The sequence below is a fragment of the Streptomyces sp. NBC_00193 genome (genome assembly GCF_026342735.1).
Lineage (GTDB): Bacteria > Actinomycetota > Actinomycetes > Streptomycetales > Streptomycetaceae > Streptomyces > Streptomyces stoeckheimensis.
Map to the genome: position 1 here is coordinate 2,820,379 of NZ_JAPEMM010000001.1, position 19,094 is coordinate 2,839,472.

The following is a 19,094-nucleotide window of genomic DNA, read 5'->3' on the forward strand; positions in this document are numbered from 1 at the left end:
TTTCACGTGAAACCGATCGACCCGCGCCTGCTTCGGTACGCCCGGTCCACCCGCCTCTTCCTGGGGGCGGTGGTGGCCCTCGGGCTCGCCGGGGCGGGGCTGGTCGTCGGCCAGGCGATGCTGATCGCCGAGATCGTGGTCGGCGCCTTCGAGGACGGGCTGGACGGCGCAGCCCTGCGGACGCCCCTGCTGTTGCTCGCGGCGGTGGCGCTCGGCCGCGGCCTGGTCGCCTGGCTGACCGAGCTGGCGGCACACCGGGCGAGCGCAGCGGTCAAGTCCGAACTGCGGGGCCGACTGCTGGAACGTGCGGCGGACCTCGGGCCCGGCTGGCTGAGCGGACAGCGCACGGGCTCCCTGGTGGCCCTGGCCACCCGGGGAGTGGACGCGCTCGACGACTACTTCTCGCGGTACCTGCCCCAGCTGGGGCTCGCGATCGTCGTCCCCGTGGCGGTGCTCGCGCGGATCGTCACCGAGGACTGGGTGTCGGCGGCGATCATCGTGGTCACGCTCCCGCTGATCCCCCTGTTCATGATCCTGATCGGCATGGCCACCCAGTCCCGGATGGACCGCCAGTGGCGGCTGCTGTCCCGGCTCTCGGGCCACTTCCTGGACGTGGTGGCCGGCCTGCCGACGCTCAAGGTCTTCGGCCGTGCGAAGGCGCAGGCCGAGTCCATCCGCAAGATCACCGATGACTACCGGCAGGCGACGCTGCGCACGCTGCGCATCGCGTTCCTGTCCTCGTTCGCACTCGAACTGCTGGCGACCCTGTCGGTGGCGCTCGTCGCCGTGACCATCGGCATGCGGCTCGTCCACGGGGAGCTGGACCTCTACACCGGGCTGGTCATCCTGGTCCTGGCGCCCGAGGCCTATCTGCCCCTGCGTCAGGTCGGGGCGCAGTACCACGCGGCGGCGGAAGGACTGGCCGCCGCGGAAGAGATCTTCGAGGTGCTGGAGACCCCGGTCGCCGCCTCGCCGGGTACGGCCTCCGTCCCGGTCCCGGACCTGCGGATCGAGCTCGACGGGGTGGCCGTCCGGTACGAGGGCCGGGGCGAGGACTCCCCCGGACCCGTCTCGCTGACGGTGGAACCGGGCGAATGCGTGGCCCTCACCGGCCCGAGCGGCGCCGGCAAGTCCACGCTGCTGCAGGTGCTGCTGGGCTTCGTGACGCCGAGTGCGGGCCGGGTCCTGGTCGGGGGCGCGGACCTGGCCGGGCTCGCGCCCGAACAGTGGCGGGAGCAGATCGCGTGGGTCCCGCAGCGCCCGCACCTGTTCGCGGGGACGATCGCGGAGAACGTACGGCTGGCGCGGCCCGGCGCCGCCGATGCCGAGGTGACCGCCGCCCTGGTGGACGCCGGGGCCTGGGAGTTCGTACGGGCCCTGCCGCGGGGGGCGGACACCCTCCTCGGCGAGGGCGGGGTCGGTCTGTCCGCCGGGCAGCGCCAGCGCCTCGCGCTGGCCCGGGCGTTCCTGGCGGACCGGCCGGTGCTCCTGCTCGACGAGCCGACGGCGGCCCTGGACGGCGAGACCGAGGCGGCCGTGGTGGAGGCCGTACGCCGCCTCGCGGTCGGCCGGACCGTCCTGCTGGTGGTCCACCGGCCGGCGCTGCTGGCGCTGGCCGACCGGGTCGTGCGGGTGGGGGCCGGCCCCGCCGGCTCCTCCCCCGCCGTGCCGCTTCCCGCCGTGCCGCTTCCCGCCTCTCCGCTTCCCGCCGTTCGGGCGGGGCAGCCCGCGCCGGGACCGGCGCCGCGCGATCCCGGCGAGTGGATCCTCGGGGACGCTCCGGAACGCGCCGCGTCCACCGGCGGCAGCGATGCCGGCGGGGGCGATCCGCTGCGGCGGGTACGGGGCGTGGCCAGGGCCTGGCAAGGACGGTTCCGGCTCGGGCTGTTCCTCGGGGCACTGGCCGTCGGGTGCAGCGTCGGGCTGATGGCCGTCTCCGGGTGGCTCATCTCGCGCGCCTCCGAACAGCCGCCCGTGCTGTACCTGATGGTGGCCGTCACCGCGACGCGGGCCTTCGGCATGGGACGGGCCGTCTTCCGCTACGCGGAGCGGCTCGTGTCCCACGACGCGGTCCTGCGGATGCTCGCCGACCTGCGCGTCTCGGTGTTCCAGCGGCTGGAGCGCATCGCGCCCGCCGGACTGCGCACCCAGCGGCGCGGGGACCTGCTGACCCGGCTGGTGGCCGACGCCGACGCCCTGCAGGACTACTGGCTGCGCTGGCTGCTGCCCGTCGGCACCGCGCTGCTCGTGGCCACCGGCTCGGTGGCGTTCACCGCCTGGCTGCTGCCCGAGGCCGGGGCGGTGCTCGCCGTCGGGCTGCTGGCCGCCGGGGTCGGCGTACCGCTCGTCAGCGCGGTCTGCGCGCGCCGGACGGAGCGCCGGCTGGCGCCCGCCCGGGGAGAACTCGCCACCCGTGTGGCGGATCTGCTCACCGGAACCGCGGAGCTCACGGTCGCCGGAGCACTCGGCGGACGCAAGGCCGCCGCGAAGGAGAGCGACCGCACCCTGACCGGGATCGCGGCCCGCGCGGCCGCCGTCACCGGGCTCGGGAGCGGGCTGTCCGCCTTCCTGACCGGACTGACGGTGGTGTGCGCGGCCGCCGTCGGGGCCAACGCCGTCGCCGGGGGCCGGCTGTCCGGGGTGGCCATGGCCGTGGTCGTCCTGACGCCGCTGGCCGCCTTCGAGGCCGTCGGCGGGCTTCCGCAGGCCGTCCAGTACCGCCAGCGGGTCCGGCGCAGCGCCGAGCGGGTCTACGAAGTCATCGACACGCCCGCCCCGGTCACCGAGCCGGAGCGGCCCGAAGCCCTGCCCGCCTCGCCCTTCCCGCTCCGGTTGAAGGGGCTAGCCGCCCGGCACCCCGGGCAGGAGAACGACGCACTGAGCGGGCTCGACCTGACCCTCGAAGCGGGCCGCCGGATCGCGGTCGTCGGGCCCTCGGGAGCCGGCAAGACCACGCTGGCACAGGTCCTGCTGCGCTTCCTGGACCAGCACGAAGGCTCGTACACCCTGGGCGGGACCGACGCGCGCGCCCTCGACGGGGACGACGTGCGCCGGGTCGTGGGCCTGTGCGCCCAGGACGCCCACATCTTCGACAGCTCCGTACGGGAGAACCTGCGGCTGGCCGCCCCGGAGGCGAGCGAGGCGCGGCTGCGGGAGGCCCTCGCCGCGGCACGGCTGCTGGAGTGGGCCGAGGGGCTCCCGGACGGGCTGGACACCCTGGTCGGTGAGCACGGCGAGCGGATCTCCGGTGGTCAGCGCCAGCGCCTCGCCCTGGCGCGGGCGTTGCTCGCGGACTTCCCCGTCCTCGTGCTGGACGAGCCCGCCGAGCACCTGGACCTGGCCACCGCCGACGCACTGACCGCTGACCTGCTGGCCGCGACCGAGGGCCGTACCACCGTGCTGATCACGCACAGGCTGGCCGGTCTGGAAGAGGTCGACGAGGTCCTCGTCCTGGACGGCGGCGCGGTCGTCCAGCGCGGTGCGTACGCGGAGCTGGCGGCCACGCCCGGTCCGCTGCGCGGGCTGCTGGAGCGGGAGCGGGAAGCGGACGGGACGGGCGTCACCGCACAGGCTCGACTTTCCTCGCTAAAGGGGACTAACTAGGCTCAAGGGCATGTCAGCGCAGGAGTCCCAGGAATCGCCCGAGTACCCGCCGGAGTCCCCACCGGAATCGCCCGACCCGATGGAGGCCGCGACGGCCGCCACCCGGAGTCTCCAGGGGCTCTCCACCGAGCTCACGGCCCGGGTGCCGCAGTTGCTGGAAGCCATGCGGTCGGTCGGTACCGGCCTCGAACTGCACTCCACGCTGGACCGGATCTGCGAGACGGCCGCCGAACTCGCTGACGCCCGCTACGCGGCCATCGGCGTGGTCGACACCGAGGGCCCGGGGCTCTCGGACTTCGTCACCTTCGGGATCAGCGACGCGCCGGCGAGGAAGATCGGGCACCGCCCGGACGGGAAGCGCGGGCTGCTCGGCGCCTTGATCTCGAACCCCGAACCGGTCCGCCTCGACGATCTGACCAAGGACCCGCGCTCGGAGGGCTTCCCCGCCCATCACCCGCCGATGAAGACCTTCCTGGGCGTTCCGATCCGGGTCCAGGGAGAGATCTTCGGGAACCTCTACCTGGCGGAGAAGAACGGCGGCGGCGCGTTCAACGACTACGACGTCCACATGGTCCGGGTGCTGGCCACCGAGGCGGGCATCGCCATCGGCAACGCCCGGCTCTACGAGGCCGCCACCCAGCGCGAGCGCTGGATCGACGGCTCGGTGGCCGTCACCACGGCCCTGCTGTCGGGCGGGGACGCGGACGACGCGCTCGCGGTCGTGGCCGAACAGGCCCGCCGGCTCGCCGATTCGGCCGCCGGGATCGTGATGCTCCCGGCCGAAGAGGGCGGGATGGAGATCGTCGCCGTCTCCGCGGAGAACCCGGCGACCTCGCTCGGCGTCGTCATCCCGGCCGAGAGCCCGGTGGTGGCCAGGCTGTTGGAGGGCGAGCCGGTCTTCGTGGACGACGCCGCCTCGGATCCGCGCATGATCAGCCGCCTGACCAGCCAGTACGGGGCCTGCATGATGCTTCCGCTGCAGAGCGGGGGCCGGGTGCTGGGGGCCCTCGTCACGCCGCGGGCCCGCGGAAAGCGGCCGTTCACCGAGGCGGAGCGGACCCTGGCCACGCAGTTCGCCTCGCAGGCGGCCCTGGCGCTGATGATGGCGGAGGCACAGCGGGACCGGGAGCGCCTCGCGGTGTTCGAGGACCGCGACCGGATCGCCCGAGACCTGCACGACCTGGTCATCCAGCGGCTCTTCGCCACCGGGATGATGCTGGAGGGCGCTCAGCGCCGCTCCATCGTCCCGGAGGTCCGCGACGGCGTCGGCAAGGCCGTGGACGAGCTCGACGTGACGATCCAGGAGATCCGCACCGCGATCTTCGCGCTCCAGCAGGGACCGGCGGAGGCCCCCTCGGGGCTGCGCACCCGGGTGCTGCGGGAGATCAACATGGCTGCCGTGCCGCTGGGATTCAAGCCCGCGCACCGGTTCCTCGGACCGATCGACGCGGTCGTCGGCGAGCTCGTCGGCAAGAACCTGATCGCCGCCCTGCGCGAGGCGCTGTCGAACGCGTTCCGGCACGCGGATGCGTCCCGGATCGAGGTGGTGCTCGACTCCACCATCAGCCTGCCCGACGGGCGGCCCGGGGTCCGGCTGGAGGTCGCCGACGACGGGGTGGGCATCCCGGAGGGCGGACGGCGCAGCGGGCTGCGGAACCTGCGCCGGCGGGCCGAATCGCTCGGCGGCTCCAGCTCGTACGGCCCCGGCCTCGGTGAGGAGGGCGGCGGGACCACCCTGGTGTGGGAGGCCCCGCTGTAGCCGAGCCCCGGCCGTGTCCTGTGGCCGCGCCCCTCGGCTATGCCTCGGTGCGGGCGGTCCGTTCGGCCAGGATGCGCTCGATGACCAGGGCGACGCCGTCCTCGTTGTTGGCGACCGTACGGCCCGACGCGGCCGCGATCACATCCGGATGGGCATTGCCCATCGCGTACGAGGTACCGGCCCAGCCGAGCATCTCCACGTCGTTCGGCATGTCGCCGAAGGCGACCACCTCGGCCGGCGAGATGCCGCGCTCCTCACAGCACAGCGCCAGGGTGCTCGCCTTGGAGACCCCCGGGCCGCTGATCTCCAGCAGGGAGGTCGGGCTGGAGCGGGTGATCGAGGCGTACGCACCGGCCACGGAGCGGGCCAGGGCCAGGAACTCGTCCGGAGCCAGCTCGGAGTGGTGCGCGAGCACCTTGAGCACGGGCGCCGAATCATCGTCCGTGGCCTCGTGGAGCAGGGTCTCCGCGGTGGCGACGTTGGCACCCGGGTCCTGGAAGAACGGCGGGTACTGCGGTTCGTAGTTGATGCCGGTGGTCAGCTCGACGGCGAAGGAAGTGCCGGTGGCGGCGGCCCGCAGGGCCTCCACCACCTTGAGCGCCGTGATCCGGGGCAGCGGCCTGACCTGGACGAACTCCCGGCCCGAGGGCTGCCGGCCGGTGGTCTGCCCGTCGGTGGCGTGCCGGTCGATGGCATGCAGGTCGACGACGGCGGCGCCGTTCGCGCAGATGGCCAGGCCGTGGCCCTGTACGTGGTCGCTGACCACTCCCATCCAGCGGGCCGGGCGCCCGGTCACGAAGAACACCGCGATGCCGGCCTCCTCGGCGGCGGCGAGTGCGGCGACGGTGCGTTCCGAGACGGATTTGTCGTCACGCAGCAGGGTGCCGTCGAGGTCGGTGGCGATGAGCCGGGTCGCGGGGGTGGGCCCGTCCGGGCACTGGGGAGCCGAGGTCACGGCTCCATCTTCGCCCATGCCGGCGGCGGGCGATGTTTCACGTGAAACATCGCCACATGGTTGTCAGTGGGTGGTGGAAGGATCTTCTCGCCGGCTCCACTGCCGTTCGGGCCGCCGGCACGGTGCCGGTTCCGACGACGTCACACGGGGGCGACGTGCTCATCCCTTCAACCCGCACACCGGACTGCGCCGCCTGCGGCGGCCCGCACGCCACCCGGGTCGTGAGCCTGGCGATGGTCCTGTGCACGGCGTGCGCACGAGCGAGCACCCACGACCCGGAGCGGGAACCGGTGCTGGTGGGCCAGGTCCTGGCCGACGCGGCCGACACCCTGGCCCACACCGCCCGCACCACGACTCCGGCCCACCCCTACTCCGCCGTCCTGCTCGCCCTGTGGCGAGCCAGGGCCCAGCGCGGCACCTGACGGTGCGCCCGGGGCGGCGGTCGTAGGCTCTGGTCATGACTCTTCGCCTGAGCACCGTGATCCTTCCCGTCCACCGGTGGAACGAAGGGGGACGTGACCGCTGGCAGCGGGCCGAGGAACTGGGGTTCCACACGGCCTACACCTACGACCACCTGTCCTGGCGGACCTTCCGGAACGGGCCGTGGTTCGGTGCGCTGCCGACGCTGACGGCCGCCGCGACGGCGACCGAGCGGCTGCGCCTCGGCACGCTCGTCACCTCGCCGAACTTCCGGCACCCGGTGACGCTCGCCAAGGAGCTGATCTCCCTCGACGACATCTCGGGCGGACGGATCACGCTCGGGATCGGCGCCGGCGGCAACGGGTTCGACGCCACCGTGCTCGGACAGGAGCAGCCGTGGACCCCCAAGGAGCGCGCCGACCGCTTCGGGGAGTTCCTGCCGCTGCTCGACCGGCTGCTCACCGAGGACTCCGTCTCGCAGCGGGGCACGTTCTACTCGGCCGAGGAGGCCTTCAACATCCCCGGGTGCGTCCAGCGGCCGCGGCTGCCCTTCGCCGTCGCCGCGACCGGCCCCCGCGGTCTGAAGCTCGCCGCGCGGTACGGGCAGGCGTGGGTGACGACCGGCGATCCGAAGATCTTCGACGAGGGCACCCCGGAGCAGTCGGTGCAGGCCCTGCGCGGCCAGATCGAGAAGCTCGGCAAGGCCTGCGCGGAGACCGGCCGGGACGTGGCCGAGCTGGACAAGGTCCTGCTCACGGGCTTCACCCCGGACCGGGGGCAGCCGCTGGAGTCCGTGGCGGCCTTCGTCGACTTCGCGGGCCGCCACCAGGAGCTCGGCTTCACCGAGCTCGTGATCCACTGGCCGATCCCCGACTCCGACTTCGCCGCCGACCAGGGCGTCTTCGAGCAGATCGCCACCGAGGCGCTCGCCCAGCTGGGCTGAGAGACGCAATCGGCCGCACGCATCGCATCACACCGCTGCCGTCACCCCGGGGTTCGGGGCGACGGCAGCGTGCATCCTCAGGACGAGGTGCGCAGCAGGTGCTCCGTGGTGCGTTCGGCGCTTTCCAGGAGCCACTCCGGGGCCACTCCCTCGGGCAGCGCGCGCACCTCGGCCGCAAGCGCCGAGACCCGGGCGGCGCCGGCTTCGGGCCGGCCCAGCTCGTGTTCGGTCCAGGCGGCGTTGTTCACGCACTGGAACCGGGCCTGCAGATGGTCCGGGCCGAGCTCCGCGTGGAGGGCGGCGGCCCGTTCCCAGAGCAGGATCTCCTCCAGCCGCAGGGCCTCCAGCTCCGCCGCGCCCAGCGGTTCGGCGGGCCCTGAACCCCGGGCCTCTTCGCCCTGATCGCCTTCCTGGTACGCCTCTTCGTCCGCCTCTTCGTGCGCCTCCTCGTCGGCGCGGACCCGGCGGTCGAGGACCTGGGCGAGCTGGTTCCAGGTCTCGGCCAGCTCGGCCCGTGCCTCGCGGTCCTCGGGCGCGTCCGCCAGTGCGGCGGTCAGGACCTCGGCCGCCTCGCCCATCCGGGCCCTGGCCCCCGCCACCGCCGCGTCGGTGACCACGTCGCGCAGCCCCAGCCAGGCCAGGGACCGCAGGATCCGTACCTCGGCGACCGGCGCGTCCTTCGACCGCCGGCGCAGGTCGAGGGCCCGTTCGTAGGCGGCGACCGCCTCCGGCACCAGCCGGGCCTCGGAGAGCTGATCGGCGGCGGCCTGCGCGAAGTTCGCCTGCGGACGCGGGTCCTCCCAGTCCTCGGAGAGCTCCGCCGCCAGCAGGTACTGCTCGGCCGCGCCCCGGGGGTCGTTCAGATCGCGCAGCAGGTCGCCCAGGAACTCCCGTGCGGAGACGGCCTGGCCCTCACCGTGCTCCAGCAGGTCCGGCAGCGTCGACTGCAGCACCTCGGCCGCCTCGGCGATGTGGCCCTGGCGGGCGTGGCACCGGGCGAGCAGCAGCCGGGCCTGCGCCCCGCCGTCGGCGGTGAGCCCGGCCTGGTCGAACCAGTGCGCCGCCTCCAGAGCGTGCCGCGCGGCCTCCGCGTCGGCCTCGCCCCGCCCGAGCAGGATGTCGGCGAGGGTGAGCCGTACGACGCCCTGCGCCTCGGTGCCGGTCACCTCGGCGGCGTGCGTCAGCCCGGCTCGGGCCGACTCCTCGGCTTCGGCCGTGCGGTCCAGCGACATCAGGACTCCGGCCCGCAGCACGAGCGGGTCCACGGCGAGCCACGGCCGGCCCGCGGCCACCGAGCGGTCGGCGGCTGCGGCGAGCAGCGTCACGGCACGTTCCGGGTCGCCCTGCGAGAGGGCGAGCCGGCCCAGCATCTCCTCGGCCTCCGCCACCACATCGGGCAGCGCCGCGGCGTAGGCATCGGCGAAGGCGGTGAGTTCGGCGGCCAGCTCACTGTGCCCGTGCCCGTGCCCGTGGCCGTGCTCCTGCCCGTCGGCGTGTCCGTGCCCGTGTCCGGCGTCCTCGGTGGCCTCGACCGAGCGCAGGTAGGACTCCACCCGGATCCCGGTCAGTTCCACGAGGGCGATCCGCCGGGTGCGCAGCGGCTCGTCCGCGTCCAGCGCCTCGGCGGCGCGGAGGGCGACGGCCAGCAGCCCGCGCAGCTCCCCCGCCTCGGTGCCCGACTGCGCGGCCACGGTCGCCAGCCGCAGCTCGGCCAGGGCGGCACGCTCGGCGTTCCCCAGCTCCCGGTAGCGCTCGCGTACGCCGGCCAGCAGCTCCGGGGCGTCCGCGGCGCCGGCCCGCGCGGCCGCCAGGGCCCGGTGGTCCGCCACATCGGCGGCGGCCAGCGGATCGGACCCGGCCGTCGCCTCGGGGCGCAGGGCCACCTCCTCCCAGAGGGCGTCCGCGCCGGGGTGCCCGAGGTCGCGTGCGGCTCGGGCCCGTTCCACGAGTTCCGCGAAGCCCTCGGCCGGTGCTGCCGGCCTCGCCGCCGGGGCGGGGCCCGGCTGCGGAAGCGCCGCGAGTGCGGAGCTTCGTACGCCCAGCGGCAGGACCGCGGTCAGCGGGGCCCCGCCGATCCGCGCGAGGAACCGCTCCGAGACCCGGGTGGAGCCGTTGCGGGCGTCGAACCGCTTGGCGATCTCGAGGGAGCCCGCGCGCAGGGCCTCGTACAGCTCGGACACGGTGCGCGGGCTGCCTTCGTAAGGGACGGCGGGGCTCTGTCCGTGGCCCAGCTCCGTCAGCCGGCGCAGCAGGACGAGGATTCCGCCGTGGAAGGCGAGCTGGTCGGAAAGGTTGGCGAGCGGGGCCACGTGTGCGGCGTGCTCGGCCAGGATCTCCAGGCCGCGGGACTCGTTCCCGGTGAGCGCGCAGAACTCGATGTGCCGTCCCACCGAGGGCAGCAGGCTCTCCTTGTCACGGGCCAGCCGGTATCCGCGCAGGTGGGCCGAGCGGGCCTCGTCGAACCGGCCGAGCCGCACCAGTGGCAGCAGCGAGGTGGCCAGGATCCGGTGGGGTTCCTCGGCGCAGGTCTGCTCGCCGGAGAGCACCGGCTGCCAGACCTCCAGGGCCTCGGCGTCGTCTCCGCGCAGCATGGCGTAGTGGCCCTGGCTGTTGAGTTCGCAGGCGTGGCAGTCGCTCATGTCGTCGCGGTCGGCGGTCTGCCAGCGGGTGTACGCGCGTCCGGCCCGCTCGTCGTCGGCGGTCGCGTCGGCGAGCCACAGCTCGGCCTCGCGCACGGGACGCTCGCTGTAGCCGGCGATCCGGTAGCGGCGCTCCATCTCGTCCAGCCAGCCGGCGGCCGACTCCAGCGGGATCTCGGGCGAGTGGCCGATGGCGCTGGCGATCCACTTGAACTGCCAGAACAGCGAGTGGGCGTCCCACTCGTCGAAGGCTGCGGGGTCCTTGTCGTACTCCTGGAGCAGCCGGGCGAAGGGCACGAGCATCTTCGGCGACTCGGAGCTGTACAGGTAGGCGTTGATCTGGTTGTCCAGAGCCGCGCGGAACAGGGGCCGGTCCCCGGTCGCTTCGGCGGCTGCGGACAGGGCCTCGGCGTGGGCGTTGCGTGCGGCCCCGCCCGGAGCCTGGCGGTTCTCGGCCAGTCCGCGCTCGATCTCCTCACGCGTCATCGTGCTCACTTCTGCTCCCCCTGGGTGTCGGTGCTGTCCGTGCTGTCCGTCCCGGTGACGGAGTGGGTCGCCCATTCCAGGAGCCCGAGGAAGGCCCGGTTGAGCAGGGTGGTGTCGGCTGCTCGCAGGGGCCGCTGGGACCTCAGCAGGGCCTGGCCGTAGAGCGATTCGACGGCCGTGGCGGTCAGCGCCTCGTCGGGGAGGGCGGAGATCCGCCGGATGAGCGGGTTGTTGTGGTTGAGCACGAGGCGGGCGCGCGGGGCGGATCCGCGCAGCGAACCGAGGATGCCGCTCCACAGCGAGTCGGCGGTCTCCAGGGCGGCGGTGCGGTCGCGCTCCTGCCGGGCCTGGCGGTCGTCGAGGTAGAGCGCGGGGACGTTGGCGGGCTGGAAGGCGCGCAGGACGACGTCGCAGCTCTGGGGTTCCAGGCGGGTGCGGGCGGTGGCCAGGAAGGGGGCCAGGGCCAGTTCGGCGGAGGTCGGTACCGGATCGAGGCGTTCGGTGACGGCTCCCGCGTCGAGCTCGGTGACCTTGAGTTCCGGCCGTACGGCGGGCAGCAGGGCCAGCAGGTCGGCGTCGTAGGTGTAGCCGGCGTTGATGACCCCGAGGCCGTGGGCCGCCGCGATCGGGGCGATCTGGCGGAACTCCTCCACGGTCCGGGTGAAGTGGATCTCGGTGTGTGCGGCGGCGAACTGCTCCAGGTTCATCGAACCGTCGCTGGTCTCGAACGGCAGCCAGGGCAGCATCAGGCCGAGCAGCTCGGCGTCGTGCCGGGCCAGCGACTTCACCCCGAGGTGGTGGACGCTCAGGAAGGCGGCCAGCCGCTCGGGGTCGCTCGTGGCGAGCTCGGCGAGCCAGGCGCGGACGCGGGCGCCGAGGGCCTCGCGCACGGCGGCGAGCGTCTCGTCGTCGTACAGGTTCTCGCGGGAGGCGGTGGGCCGCAGGGTGTCGGTGTCCAGGACGGCGCGGACGAAGAACGCCCAGTCGGGCAGCAGGTTGTCGGCCTTGTCGGTCAGCAGCATGCCCTTGAGGTGGACGCGGTGTCCGGACCGGTGGGCGGGGCTGGTCGGCTCGGGCAGGACGTACGCGACTCCGCGCACTCCGGCCACGGGAAGGTCGAGGTCGATGCTGTCGAGCGGGGTGAAACCGAAGAGCTGCGCGCAGTGCCCGGCGAGGGCGACGCGGCGGGCCGCGGGGGTGGGGAAGGGCCGGTCCCAGACGGCGGGCCGGTCGGTGACCGGGCGGGGTCCGGCGGCGGAGCCGTCGTCGAAGGTGATGTCGTAGGGCAGCAGGGAGCCGTAGTCGCGGGCCAGTTGCTCGACCTTGGCCGGGACGGTCCACTCCTCGGCGCCCGGGCGGGCCTCCAGGACGACGGTGGTGCCGGGCTGCGGGCGGGCGTCGGAGGGCAGTTCGCGCACGGTGTACGAGCCGTCGTCGGTGGCCAGCCATTCGACGGGCGCGGCCAGCGGATCGCGGGCGGAGCGGGTGACCACGCGGATCTCGCGGGCGACGACGAAGCAGGCGAGCAGACCGATGCCGAACTGGCCGAGGAACTCCTGACGGGTGGTCTCCAGGCCGTGCGGTCCCCCGCGCTTGGAGCTGCGGCCGATGGTGGCGAGGAGGGAGTGGGCCTCGTCGGCGGTCAGGCCGATGCCGCTGTCCTCGATGGTCACCCGGTTCCCGGTGGCCGACAGGCGGATGCCGATCTCGGCTTCGGGATCGAGGGCGTGGCGGGCGGTGACCGCGTCGACGGCGTTCTGGAGGAGCTCGCGGACGTACACGCGGGGGCTGGAGTAGAGGTGGTGGGAGAGCAGGTCGACGAGGCCGCGCAGATCGACCTGGAAGGTGTTCGGATGGGGTTCTTCGGGGATCATGGAGCGTCACCTCGCGTGCTGGTACGGGTTGTTCGGCGACCGCGAGGTACCCCCCTCACAGATCCCGGAGTGAGGAACAGAGTAGGGGGATGATCTGACAATCCATCCGTGAATTCGGGGGCTGCCGGGGCTTCGGCGGTTTATTGGAACCGCAGGAATTGCGGCGGTACGGAGTCCACCAGCCACACCCCATTGGCGCTGATCCGAAAGACGTGCCCCGCGGCGCGCATCGCCCCCGCGTCCACGGCGAGGACGATCGGCCGGCCGCGCCGTGCGCCGACGCGGGTCGCGGTCTCCCGGTCCGGGGACAGGTGGACGTGGTGGCGGGCCATCGGGCGCAGTCCCTCGGCGCGGATCGCGTCCAGGGCGGCCGCGACGGTGCCGTGGTAGAGGTACGCGGGCGGTTCGGCCTCCGGCAGGTCCAGGTCCACGGGGACGGTGTGCCCCTGGCTGGCGCGGATCCGGCTGCCGTCGACGGCGAACCGCTGCTTGTCGTTGGCGGCGACCACGTGGTCGAGCTCGGCCCGGCTGACCGGGAAGCCGTGGGCGGCCGCGGCCTTCAGAAGATCGTCGATCTCCACCCAGCCGTGCGGGTCGAGCACCAGTCCGATGCGTTCCGGCTGATGCCGGAGGTGTTTCGAGACGTATTTGGACACCTTGACGGTGCGCTTGTCATCCATTCGCCCAGCGTGACGGCTCGGCCGGGTCCGGCGCAGCGATTTTTCGCCGTTCTCCCGAACCTGGACTCCCCCTATCGCGTTTCCAAGATACGGAATACATTTTCCGCTGAACTGCCACTCAAGGGGAAGAAAAGTATGACAAACAGTGCGTCTCTGTCGCGGCGTGCGACCGCCGAGCTCGTCGGCACCGCCGCCCTCCTCGTGGTCGTCATCGGATCGGGAATCCAGGCCGCGGCGCTCACCTCCGACACGGGGGTGGCCCTGGTCGCCAACTCGCTCGCCTCGGCCATCGGTCTCGGCCTGATCATCACGCTCTTCGGGCCGCTCTCGGGCGCCCACCTCAACCCGGTGGTCACCCTCACGGCCTGGTGGGGCCGGCGCACCGGCGGCGAAGGGCTCGAAGGCCGGGAAGCCCTGGTCTACGTGGCGGCCCAGACCGCCGGGGCGATAGGCGGCGCCGTCCTCGCGGAAGCGATGTTCGGCCGCATCCCCGGAGCCTTCTCCACCCAGGTCCGCGACGGCGGGCACCTGCTCGTCGGCGAGGTCGTGGCCACCGCCGGACTGGTCCTGGTGATCCAGGGCCTCGGCCGCATCGGCCGTCCGAAGCTGATCCCGGCCGCGGTCGCCGCCTACATCGCCGCCGCGATCTGGTTCACCTCCTCCGGGTCCTTCGCGAACCCGGCCGGCACCATCGGGCGCAGCTTCAGCGACTCCTTCACCGGCATCGCCCCGCAGTCGCTGCCGGGGTTCGTCGCAGCCCAGCTCGTCGGCGGGATCCTCGGCCTGGTCCTCGCGGCCGTGCTCTACGGGAGCACCCGCCGGGCGGTCGCCGGCGCCACCGGCACCGCTGACGCCGTCGCGACGGCCGACGCTGCCGGCCGGGCCGGCACCGCAGGCACCGCAGGCACCGCAGGCACCGCAGGCCCGGCCGGAAGCACCGGCACCATCAGCCCGGTGGCCGAAACCAGCGCGCCCGGACCGGCCTACCAGGCCGTCGGCTGACCCTCCGGGCCGGGTTCCCCACAGGTCGGCCGGACTTGTCCACAGCCCTTTGCGCCGGTTTCGGCGACAAAAGCGTGATCCGGCCTGTGGACTACTGAGCGAGCACTACCGGCCGCCGCGGCTGGCCAGATCGTTCATCGTCCGGGCCTGCAACTCCCGTTCCGTGGCGGCCCGGACGAACTCCGCCACATGGTCGGGCCCCACCAGCTCCTGCACCGCCCGCACGGTCTCCGCGGGCAGCGCCACCGGGGCCGGCCCCGAGGGCTGAGGGGTCCCGACGGCCCCGAGGTGGCGCTGCAGGTGCCGGGTCGCGAAGAGGCGCATCGCCCGCGCCAGCTCCGCGTCCACCGTCTGCTGGGCCAGGGGCCGCAGTCTCCGTACCATCGTCGCCGCCTCGGCCGCGTCGGAGTCCGTCGGGGGGACGGCCCCCAGGTACCGGGCGAAGACGTGCTCCGTGGTGAACTCCAGGAACCGCGAGGCGATCAGCTCCACCTGGCCGCGCAACTCCCGCAGGTGACCGGTGATCGCGGGCAGCGGGACCCCGGCGGCGTACAGCTCGGCGGCCACGGACAGCTCCTGCGGGGACGGTACGAGGAACTGGTCCGGGCGCCCCGGGATCCGCTCCAGCACGCCCAGTTCGCACGCCTCGCCGACGGCTTCGTCGTCCGGCTTGCCGCCGAACCGTTCGTTCAGCTCGTCCCGGCTTATCCGGGCCGCTTCCTCGTCAGTCCACGGCCCGTGCACCTCGGCCACCAGCCCGAGCACGCCGCCGAGCCCGCGGCCCGCGTCCCAGGCCTCCAGCAGTTCCTTGATGGAGGCCAGGGTGTAGCCGCGGTCCAGCAGGTCGGCGATCTGGCGCAGCCGCGCCAGATGCGTGTCCCGGTAGACGTTGGAACGGCCTCGTCGCTCCGGCTTCGGCAGCAGACCGCGGTCCTGGTACGCCCGGATCGTGCGGACGGTCGCACCGCTGTGGTGCGCCAGATCCTCGATCCGGTACTCGGCTACTGCCTGCTCGGACAATCCCGGCTCCCTACGACATGGCGGCTCGGCCGACCGCGCCCGCAGCTGACCGGGCGGCAGGTGAAGCCGCGAGGTACTCGACCGCCCTGCGCAGCGAGCCCTCCTGCGAGGGATGGTACGACCGCCGCAGGTAGCGGGGTATGGCCATGCCGAGCTCTCTCCAAGTGGGCAGCAGACCCTTGGCCACGGCCCGGTTGTGCTCGCGCAGCGAATAGCGGGTCCGTCCGCGCAGTTCGGGGTCGTTGCGCAGGAGGTACGAGGCCCCCGCGATCCACAGCCAGGCCAGGACGGGCGCGACCACGGCCATGCCCTCGATGCGCCGGAGGTAGCGGGGCAGGCCCGCGCCGCCGCAGTGCTGGTACATGTCGAAGGCGACGGACCGGTGCTCCACCTCCTCGGCGCCGTGCCAGCGCAGCAGGTCGAGCATGACCTCGTCCGCTCCGGCCGCGTCCAGTCCCTCGGCGCCGAGCACCCAGTCCCCGAGGACCGCCGTGAACTGCTCGATCGCGGCGACGAGCGAGAGCCGGAAGCGCAGCCACTCCTGCGCCGTGATCGGGGCACCGAACGGCGGGGTCTCCCCCAGCAGCTTTTCGAAGAGGAAGTCCACGTACTTCGTGTACGCCTCGGTGGGCAGCCGCTGTTCGGCGAGGTGGTCCAGTACGCAGGAGTGCTGCACGCTGTGCGTGGCCTCCTGGCCCATGAACCCCTTCACGTCGCTGCGTAGCTTGGGGTCCGTGACCAGGGGCAGGCCCTCTTTGAAGACCTTCACGAACCACCGCTCGCCGGCCGGCAGCAGCAGGTGCAGCACGTTGATGACGTGGGTGGCGGTGGGCTCGTCCGGTATCCAGTGCAGCGGGGTGGTCTTCCAGTCGAAGGCCACCCGGCGCGGTGCGATCGCGTACCGGGCAACCCTGCCCGCGCCCGTGCCGGCGCCCGCCCCGCCCCCGACCGTCCCGCCCGCGCCCGCCGCCCCGCTCACAGCTTGGGCTCCAATTTCGCGAACCGCCGCAGGGTCCCCGGCGCGAACCGGGACATCCACAGGGCGCCCTTGGACTCGGGGGTCACCGGGACCACGGCCTGGTTCTTCACGACCGCGAGCAGGATCGCGTCCGCGACCTTCTCCGGCGGGAAGTTGCGCAGCCCGTAGAGGCGCGAGGACTTCTGCTGGCGCCGCTTCTCCTCGGCCTCGTCCACTCCGGCGAAGCGGGAGGTGGCGGTGATGTTGGTGTTGACGATGCCGGGGCAGATCGCCGACACCCCGATCGACTTCGATGCCAGCTCGGCCCGCAGGCACTCGCTGAGCATCAGCACCGCAGCCTTGGAGGTGCTGTACGCGGGCAGCGTCTTGGACGGCAGGTAGGCGGCGGCGGAAGCGGTGTTGACGATGTGCCCGCCCTGGCCGCGCTCGGCCATCTGCTTGCCGAAGAGCCGGCAGCCGTGGATGACGCCCCACAGGTTGACGTCGAGGACCTTCTTCCAGTCCTCGGCGGTCGTGTCCAGGAAGGGGCCCGACAGGCCCACCCCGGCGTTGTTGACCAGGACGTCCACGATCCCGTACTCGGAGGCGACCTTCTCGGCGAGCTTCTCCATGGCCTGCTCGTCGCTGACGTCGACGCACTCGCCCCAGGCCTCGGGCGAGCCGACCAGCCGCGCCATGTCGGCGGTGCGGGCAGCGCCCTCGGCGTCCCGGTCCACGCACACCACACGGGCGCCGGCTTCGGCGAACGCGAAGGCCGTGGCCCGGCCGATGCCGCTGGCGGCTCCGGTGACCAGGACCAACTGGCCGCCGAAGCGGTCCGCGTACCGGCCCGGCGCCTTCTGCTGCGGCGCCCGCGTGGCGGGCTCCTCCCGGGAGGTGACGAACTCGGTGATCCACGCGGCCAGCTGGTCGGGCCGGGTCCGCGGCACCCAGTGCTTGGCCGGCAGGGTGCGCCGCACCAGGTCCGGGGCCCACAGCTCCAGATCGTCGTAGAGCCGCTCGGAGAGGAAGGAGTCCCCGGTGGGGGTGATCAGCTGCACCGGTACGTGGGCGTACGCGTCGGCGCGCGGCCGGCGCAGCCGGGGCCGGACGTTGTCCCGGTAGAGCCAGGCGCCGTGTGCGGCGTCGGAGGGCAGGGAGGCCGTGGGATAGTCCCCGGCCGGGACCTGCTCGATCCGCTCCAGCACCTTCGGCCAGAGCTTGCCGAGCGGTCCGCGCCAGGCGAGCTCCGGCAGCACGGGCGTGTGCAGCATGTACACGTACCAGGACTTTGCGCCCTGGTTCAGCAGCTGGGCCGCCCGCCGCGGGGTGGGCCGGGCCATCCGCTTCTTTATCCAGTGCCCGAAGTGGTCCAGGGAGGGTCCCGACATCGAGGTGAAGGAGGCGATCCGGCCCTCGGTCCGGGCGACCGTCGCGAACTCCCAGCCCTGTACGGAGCCCCAGTCGTGGCCGACCAGGTGCACCGGGCGGTCAGGGCTGACCGCGTCCACGACCGCGAGGAAGTCGTCGGTCAGCTTCTCCAGGGTGAACCCGCCGCGCAGCGGCTGCGGGGCGGTGGAGCGCCCGTGTCCCCGTACGTCGTAGAGCACGACGTGGAACCGGGAGGCCAGCTGCTCGGCGACCTGCGACCAGACCTCCTTGCTGTCCGGGTACCCGTGCACCAGGACGACCGTCGGCCGCTGCGCGTCGCCGAGTTCGACGACGCACAGCTCGACCCCGCCGGTGTTCACCCAGCGCTCGCGCCCGGCCGTCAGGCCCGCGTCCGTCATTGCGCTCATGCCGCCTTCTCCTCAGCCCAGCGCCGCACGTGCGGCAGATCGTCGTCCAGCCAGTACGCGCTCTCCTCGGGGTCCCGGGAGTCGGTGACGACCAGGATCTCCTCGAACTTCGCGCCGGTGCCCCGGAAGCCCAGGTGCGGTTCCACCGCCCACAGGCCGGGCTGGGGCGGGTGGTCGGAGAAGCGGTACGGGCTCCACAGCGGGGACCAGCCCTCGCGGTGGCCGCGCAGGGCATCGGAGGCCAGCCCCTTCAGGGCCTGGGTGCCGAAACCGAACGCGGTCGGTGCCCAGCTCCGCTCCTTGACCCGGTCTATCTTGTGCGCGATGACGCCGAAGGGGTAGGCCCGGTGCCGGTTGGTGTACCCCTGGCCGATCATCAGCCGCTCCACCTCCTCGTAGATCTCGCGCAGGGAGCGGCGCTCGCGGACCTGGTCGAGGATCAGCGCGCGGTGCGCCTGCAGATCGGACATGAGCCGGTCCTGCACCGGGTTGAGGCCGAGGCTGCCCGAGTACCCGATGTCCGCGGTGTGGCCCTTGTAGACCGGGGCCATGTCGAGGATGAACGGCATCCCCGGCTCCAGGGCCCGGTTCGTCGGGAAGAACTGCAGGGGGATCTTGAAGTTCGTGAAGGCGGTCCGGTCTCCGAACCACGCGAACGGCATGTGGAACCAGTCCCGCACCCCGCGCTCGCGCAGCCAGTCGCGCTGCATCCGCGCGGCCTCGCGCTCGGTCACGCCGGGGCGCAGCTGTGCCGCGACGGCCTCCGCGCACTCGTAGGAGAGGCGCTGCACTTCCTTGAACCCGCTCAGCTCGGCGGAGAGCTCGGTGGTGCGTCGCTTCGTGCGTTGCCTGGTGTCCCCAGCCATGCCAGCCGTCCGTCCATATAGCCGTACGCGCCCGTAACTTGACACTGATGAATGTGACAATGACCGGAGATCACGTCAAGGCCCGTGCAC

The 19,094-nt window shown here is 73.1% G+C and carries 13 protein-coding genes; 5 read left to right on the forward strand and 8 right to left on the reverse strand.

Translation table 11 applies throughout. From position 1 onward, the window contains the following. The first annotated feature begins 6 nt into the window (after positions 1-6). Together cydD and OG898_RS12450 are read left to right on the forward strand one after the other, a co-directional pair. Positions 7-3,603 (forward strand): thiol reductant ABC exporter subunit CydD, encoded by a 3,597-nt coding sequence (cydD, locus tag OG898_RS12445; protein ID WP_266956771.1) that lies wholly within the window; start codon positions 7-9, stop codon positions 3,601-3,603. Between the two features lie 79 nt (positions 3,604-3,682). After that, positions 3,683-5,362 (forward strand): GAF domain-containing protein, encoded by a 1,680-nt coding sequence (locus tag OG898_RS12450; protein WP_266960210.1) that lies wholly within the window; start codon positions 3,683-3,685, stop codon positions 5,360-5,362. Positions 5,363-5,399: 37 nt separating this feature from the next. Here the strand turns inward: OG898_RS12450 and OG898_RS12455 are convergent, their stop codons facing one another. Next, positions 5,400-6,335 carry an HAD hydrolase family protein gene (locus tag OG898_RS12455; protein WP_266956773.1) on the reverse strand — a complete coding sequence of 312 codons (936 nt, stop codon included), beginning with the start codon at positions 6,333-6,335 and terminating at the stop codon, positions 5,400-5,402. 137 nt (positions 6,336-6,472) lie between these two features. Here OG898_RS12455 and OG898_RS12460 point away from each other — a divergent pair, with 137 nt between their 5' ends. Both OG898_RS12460 and OG898_RS12465 read left to right on the forward strand, forming a co-directional pair. Continuing rightward, positions 6,473-6,739, forward strand: coding sequence for a hypothetical protein (locus OG898_RS12460; protein WP_250738583.1), 267 nt, complete (start codon positions 6,473-6,475; stop codon positions 6,737-6,739). 35 nt (positions 6,740-6,774) lie between these two features. Then, on the forward strand, positions 6,775-7,680 hold the full coding sequence (locus OG898_RS12465) for an LLM class flavin-dependent oxidoreductase (RefSeq protein ID WP_250738582.1): 906 nt from the start codon (positions 6,775-6,777) through the stop codon (positions 7,678-7,680). Positions 7,681-7,757: 77 nt separating this feature from the next. On the opposite strand, the gene OG898_RS12470 is transcribed toward OG898_RS12465, so the two are convergent. The 3 genes from OG898_RS12470 to OG898_RS12480 form a co-directional block, all read right to left on the reverse strand. After that, positions 7,758-10,814, reverse strand: coding sequence for a tetratricopeptide repeat protein (locus OG898_RS12470; protein ID WP_266956776.1), 3,057 nt, complete (start codon positions 10,812-10,814; stop codon positions 7,758-7,760). Beyond that, positions 10,811-12,679 (reverse strand): HSP90 family protein, encoded by a 1,869-nt coding sequence (locus OG898_RS12475; RefSeq protein ID WP_266956778.1) that lies wholly within the window; start codon positions 12,677-12,679, stop codon positions 10,811-10,813. The genes OG898_RS12470 and OG898_RS12475 overlap by 4 nt, the downstream gene beginning before the upstream one ends. Positions 12,680-12,819: 140 nt before the next feature. Next, positions 12,820-13,359, reverse strand: a complete 540-nt coding sequence (locus OG898_RS12480; RefSeq protein ID WP_250738579.1) for an RNA 2'-phosphotransferase — start codon at positions 13,357-13,359, stop codon at positions 12,820-12,822. A 135-nt stretch (positions 13,360-13,494) separates the two neighbouring features. Here OG898_RS12480 and OG898_RS12485 point away from each other — a divergent pair, with 135 nt between their 5' ends. Next, a complete protein-coding gene (locus OG898_RS12485) occupies positions 13,495-14,361 on the forward strand; it encodes an aquaporin (RefSeq protein ID WP_323184846.1) in 867 nt (288 codons plus the stop codon). A 105-nt stretch (positions 14,362-14,466) separates the two neighbouring features. Here OG898_RS12485 and OG898_RS12490 read toward each other — a convergent pair whose 3' ends face one another. The 4 genes from OG898_RS12490 to OG898_RS12505 all read right to left on the reverse strand — a co-directional run bounded on the left by OG898_RS12490 (position 14,467) and on the right by OG898_RS12505 (position 19,004). Continuing rightward, on the reverse strand, positions 14,467-15,381 hold the full coding sequence (locus OG898_RS12490; protein ID WP_243331221.1) for a MerR family transcriptional regulator: 915 nt from the start codon (positions 15,379-15,381) through the stop codon (positions 14,467-14,469). 10 nt (positions 15,382-15,391) lie between these two features. Next, a complete protein-coding gene (locus tag OG898_RS12495) occupies positions 15,392-16,276 on the reverse strand; it encodes a metal-dependent hydrolase (protein ID WP_266960212.1) in 885 nt (294 codons plus the stop codon). A gap of 80 nt (positions 16,277-16,356) precedes the next feature. Next, positions 16,357-18,138: an SDR family oxidoreductase gene (locus OG898_RS12500; protein ID WP_266956781.1), complete on the reverse strand. Its 1,782-nt coding sequence runs from the start codon at positions 18,136-18,138 to the stop codon at positions 16,357-16,359. Beyond that, positions 18,135-19,004: a M24 family metallopeptidase gene (locus tag OG898_RS12505; protein ID WP_250738576.1), complete on the reverse strand. Its 870-nt coding sequence runs from the start codon at positions 19,002-19,004 to the stop codon at positions 18,135-18,137. The genes OG898_RS12500 and OG898_RS12505 overlap by 4 nt, the downstream gene beginning before the upstream one ends. Positions 19,005-19,094 lie beyond the last annotated feature (90 nt).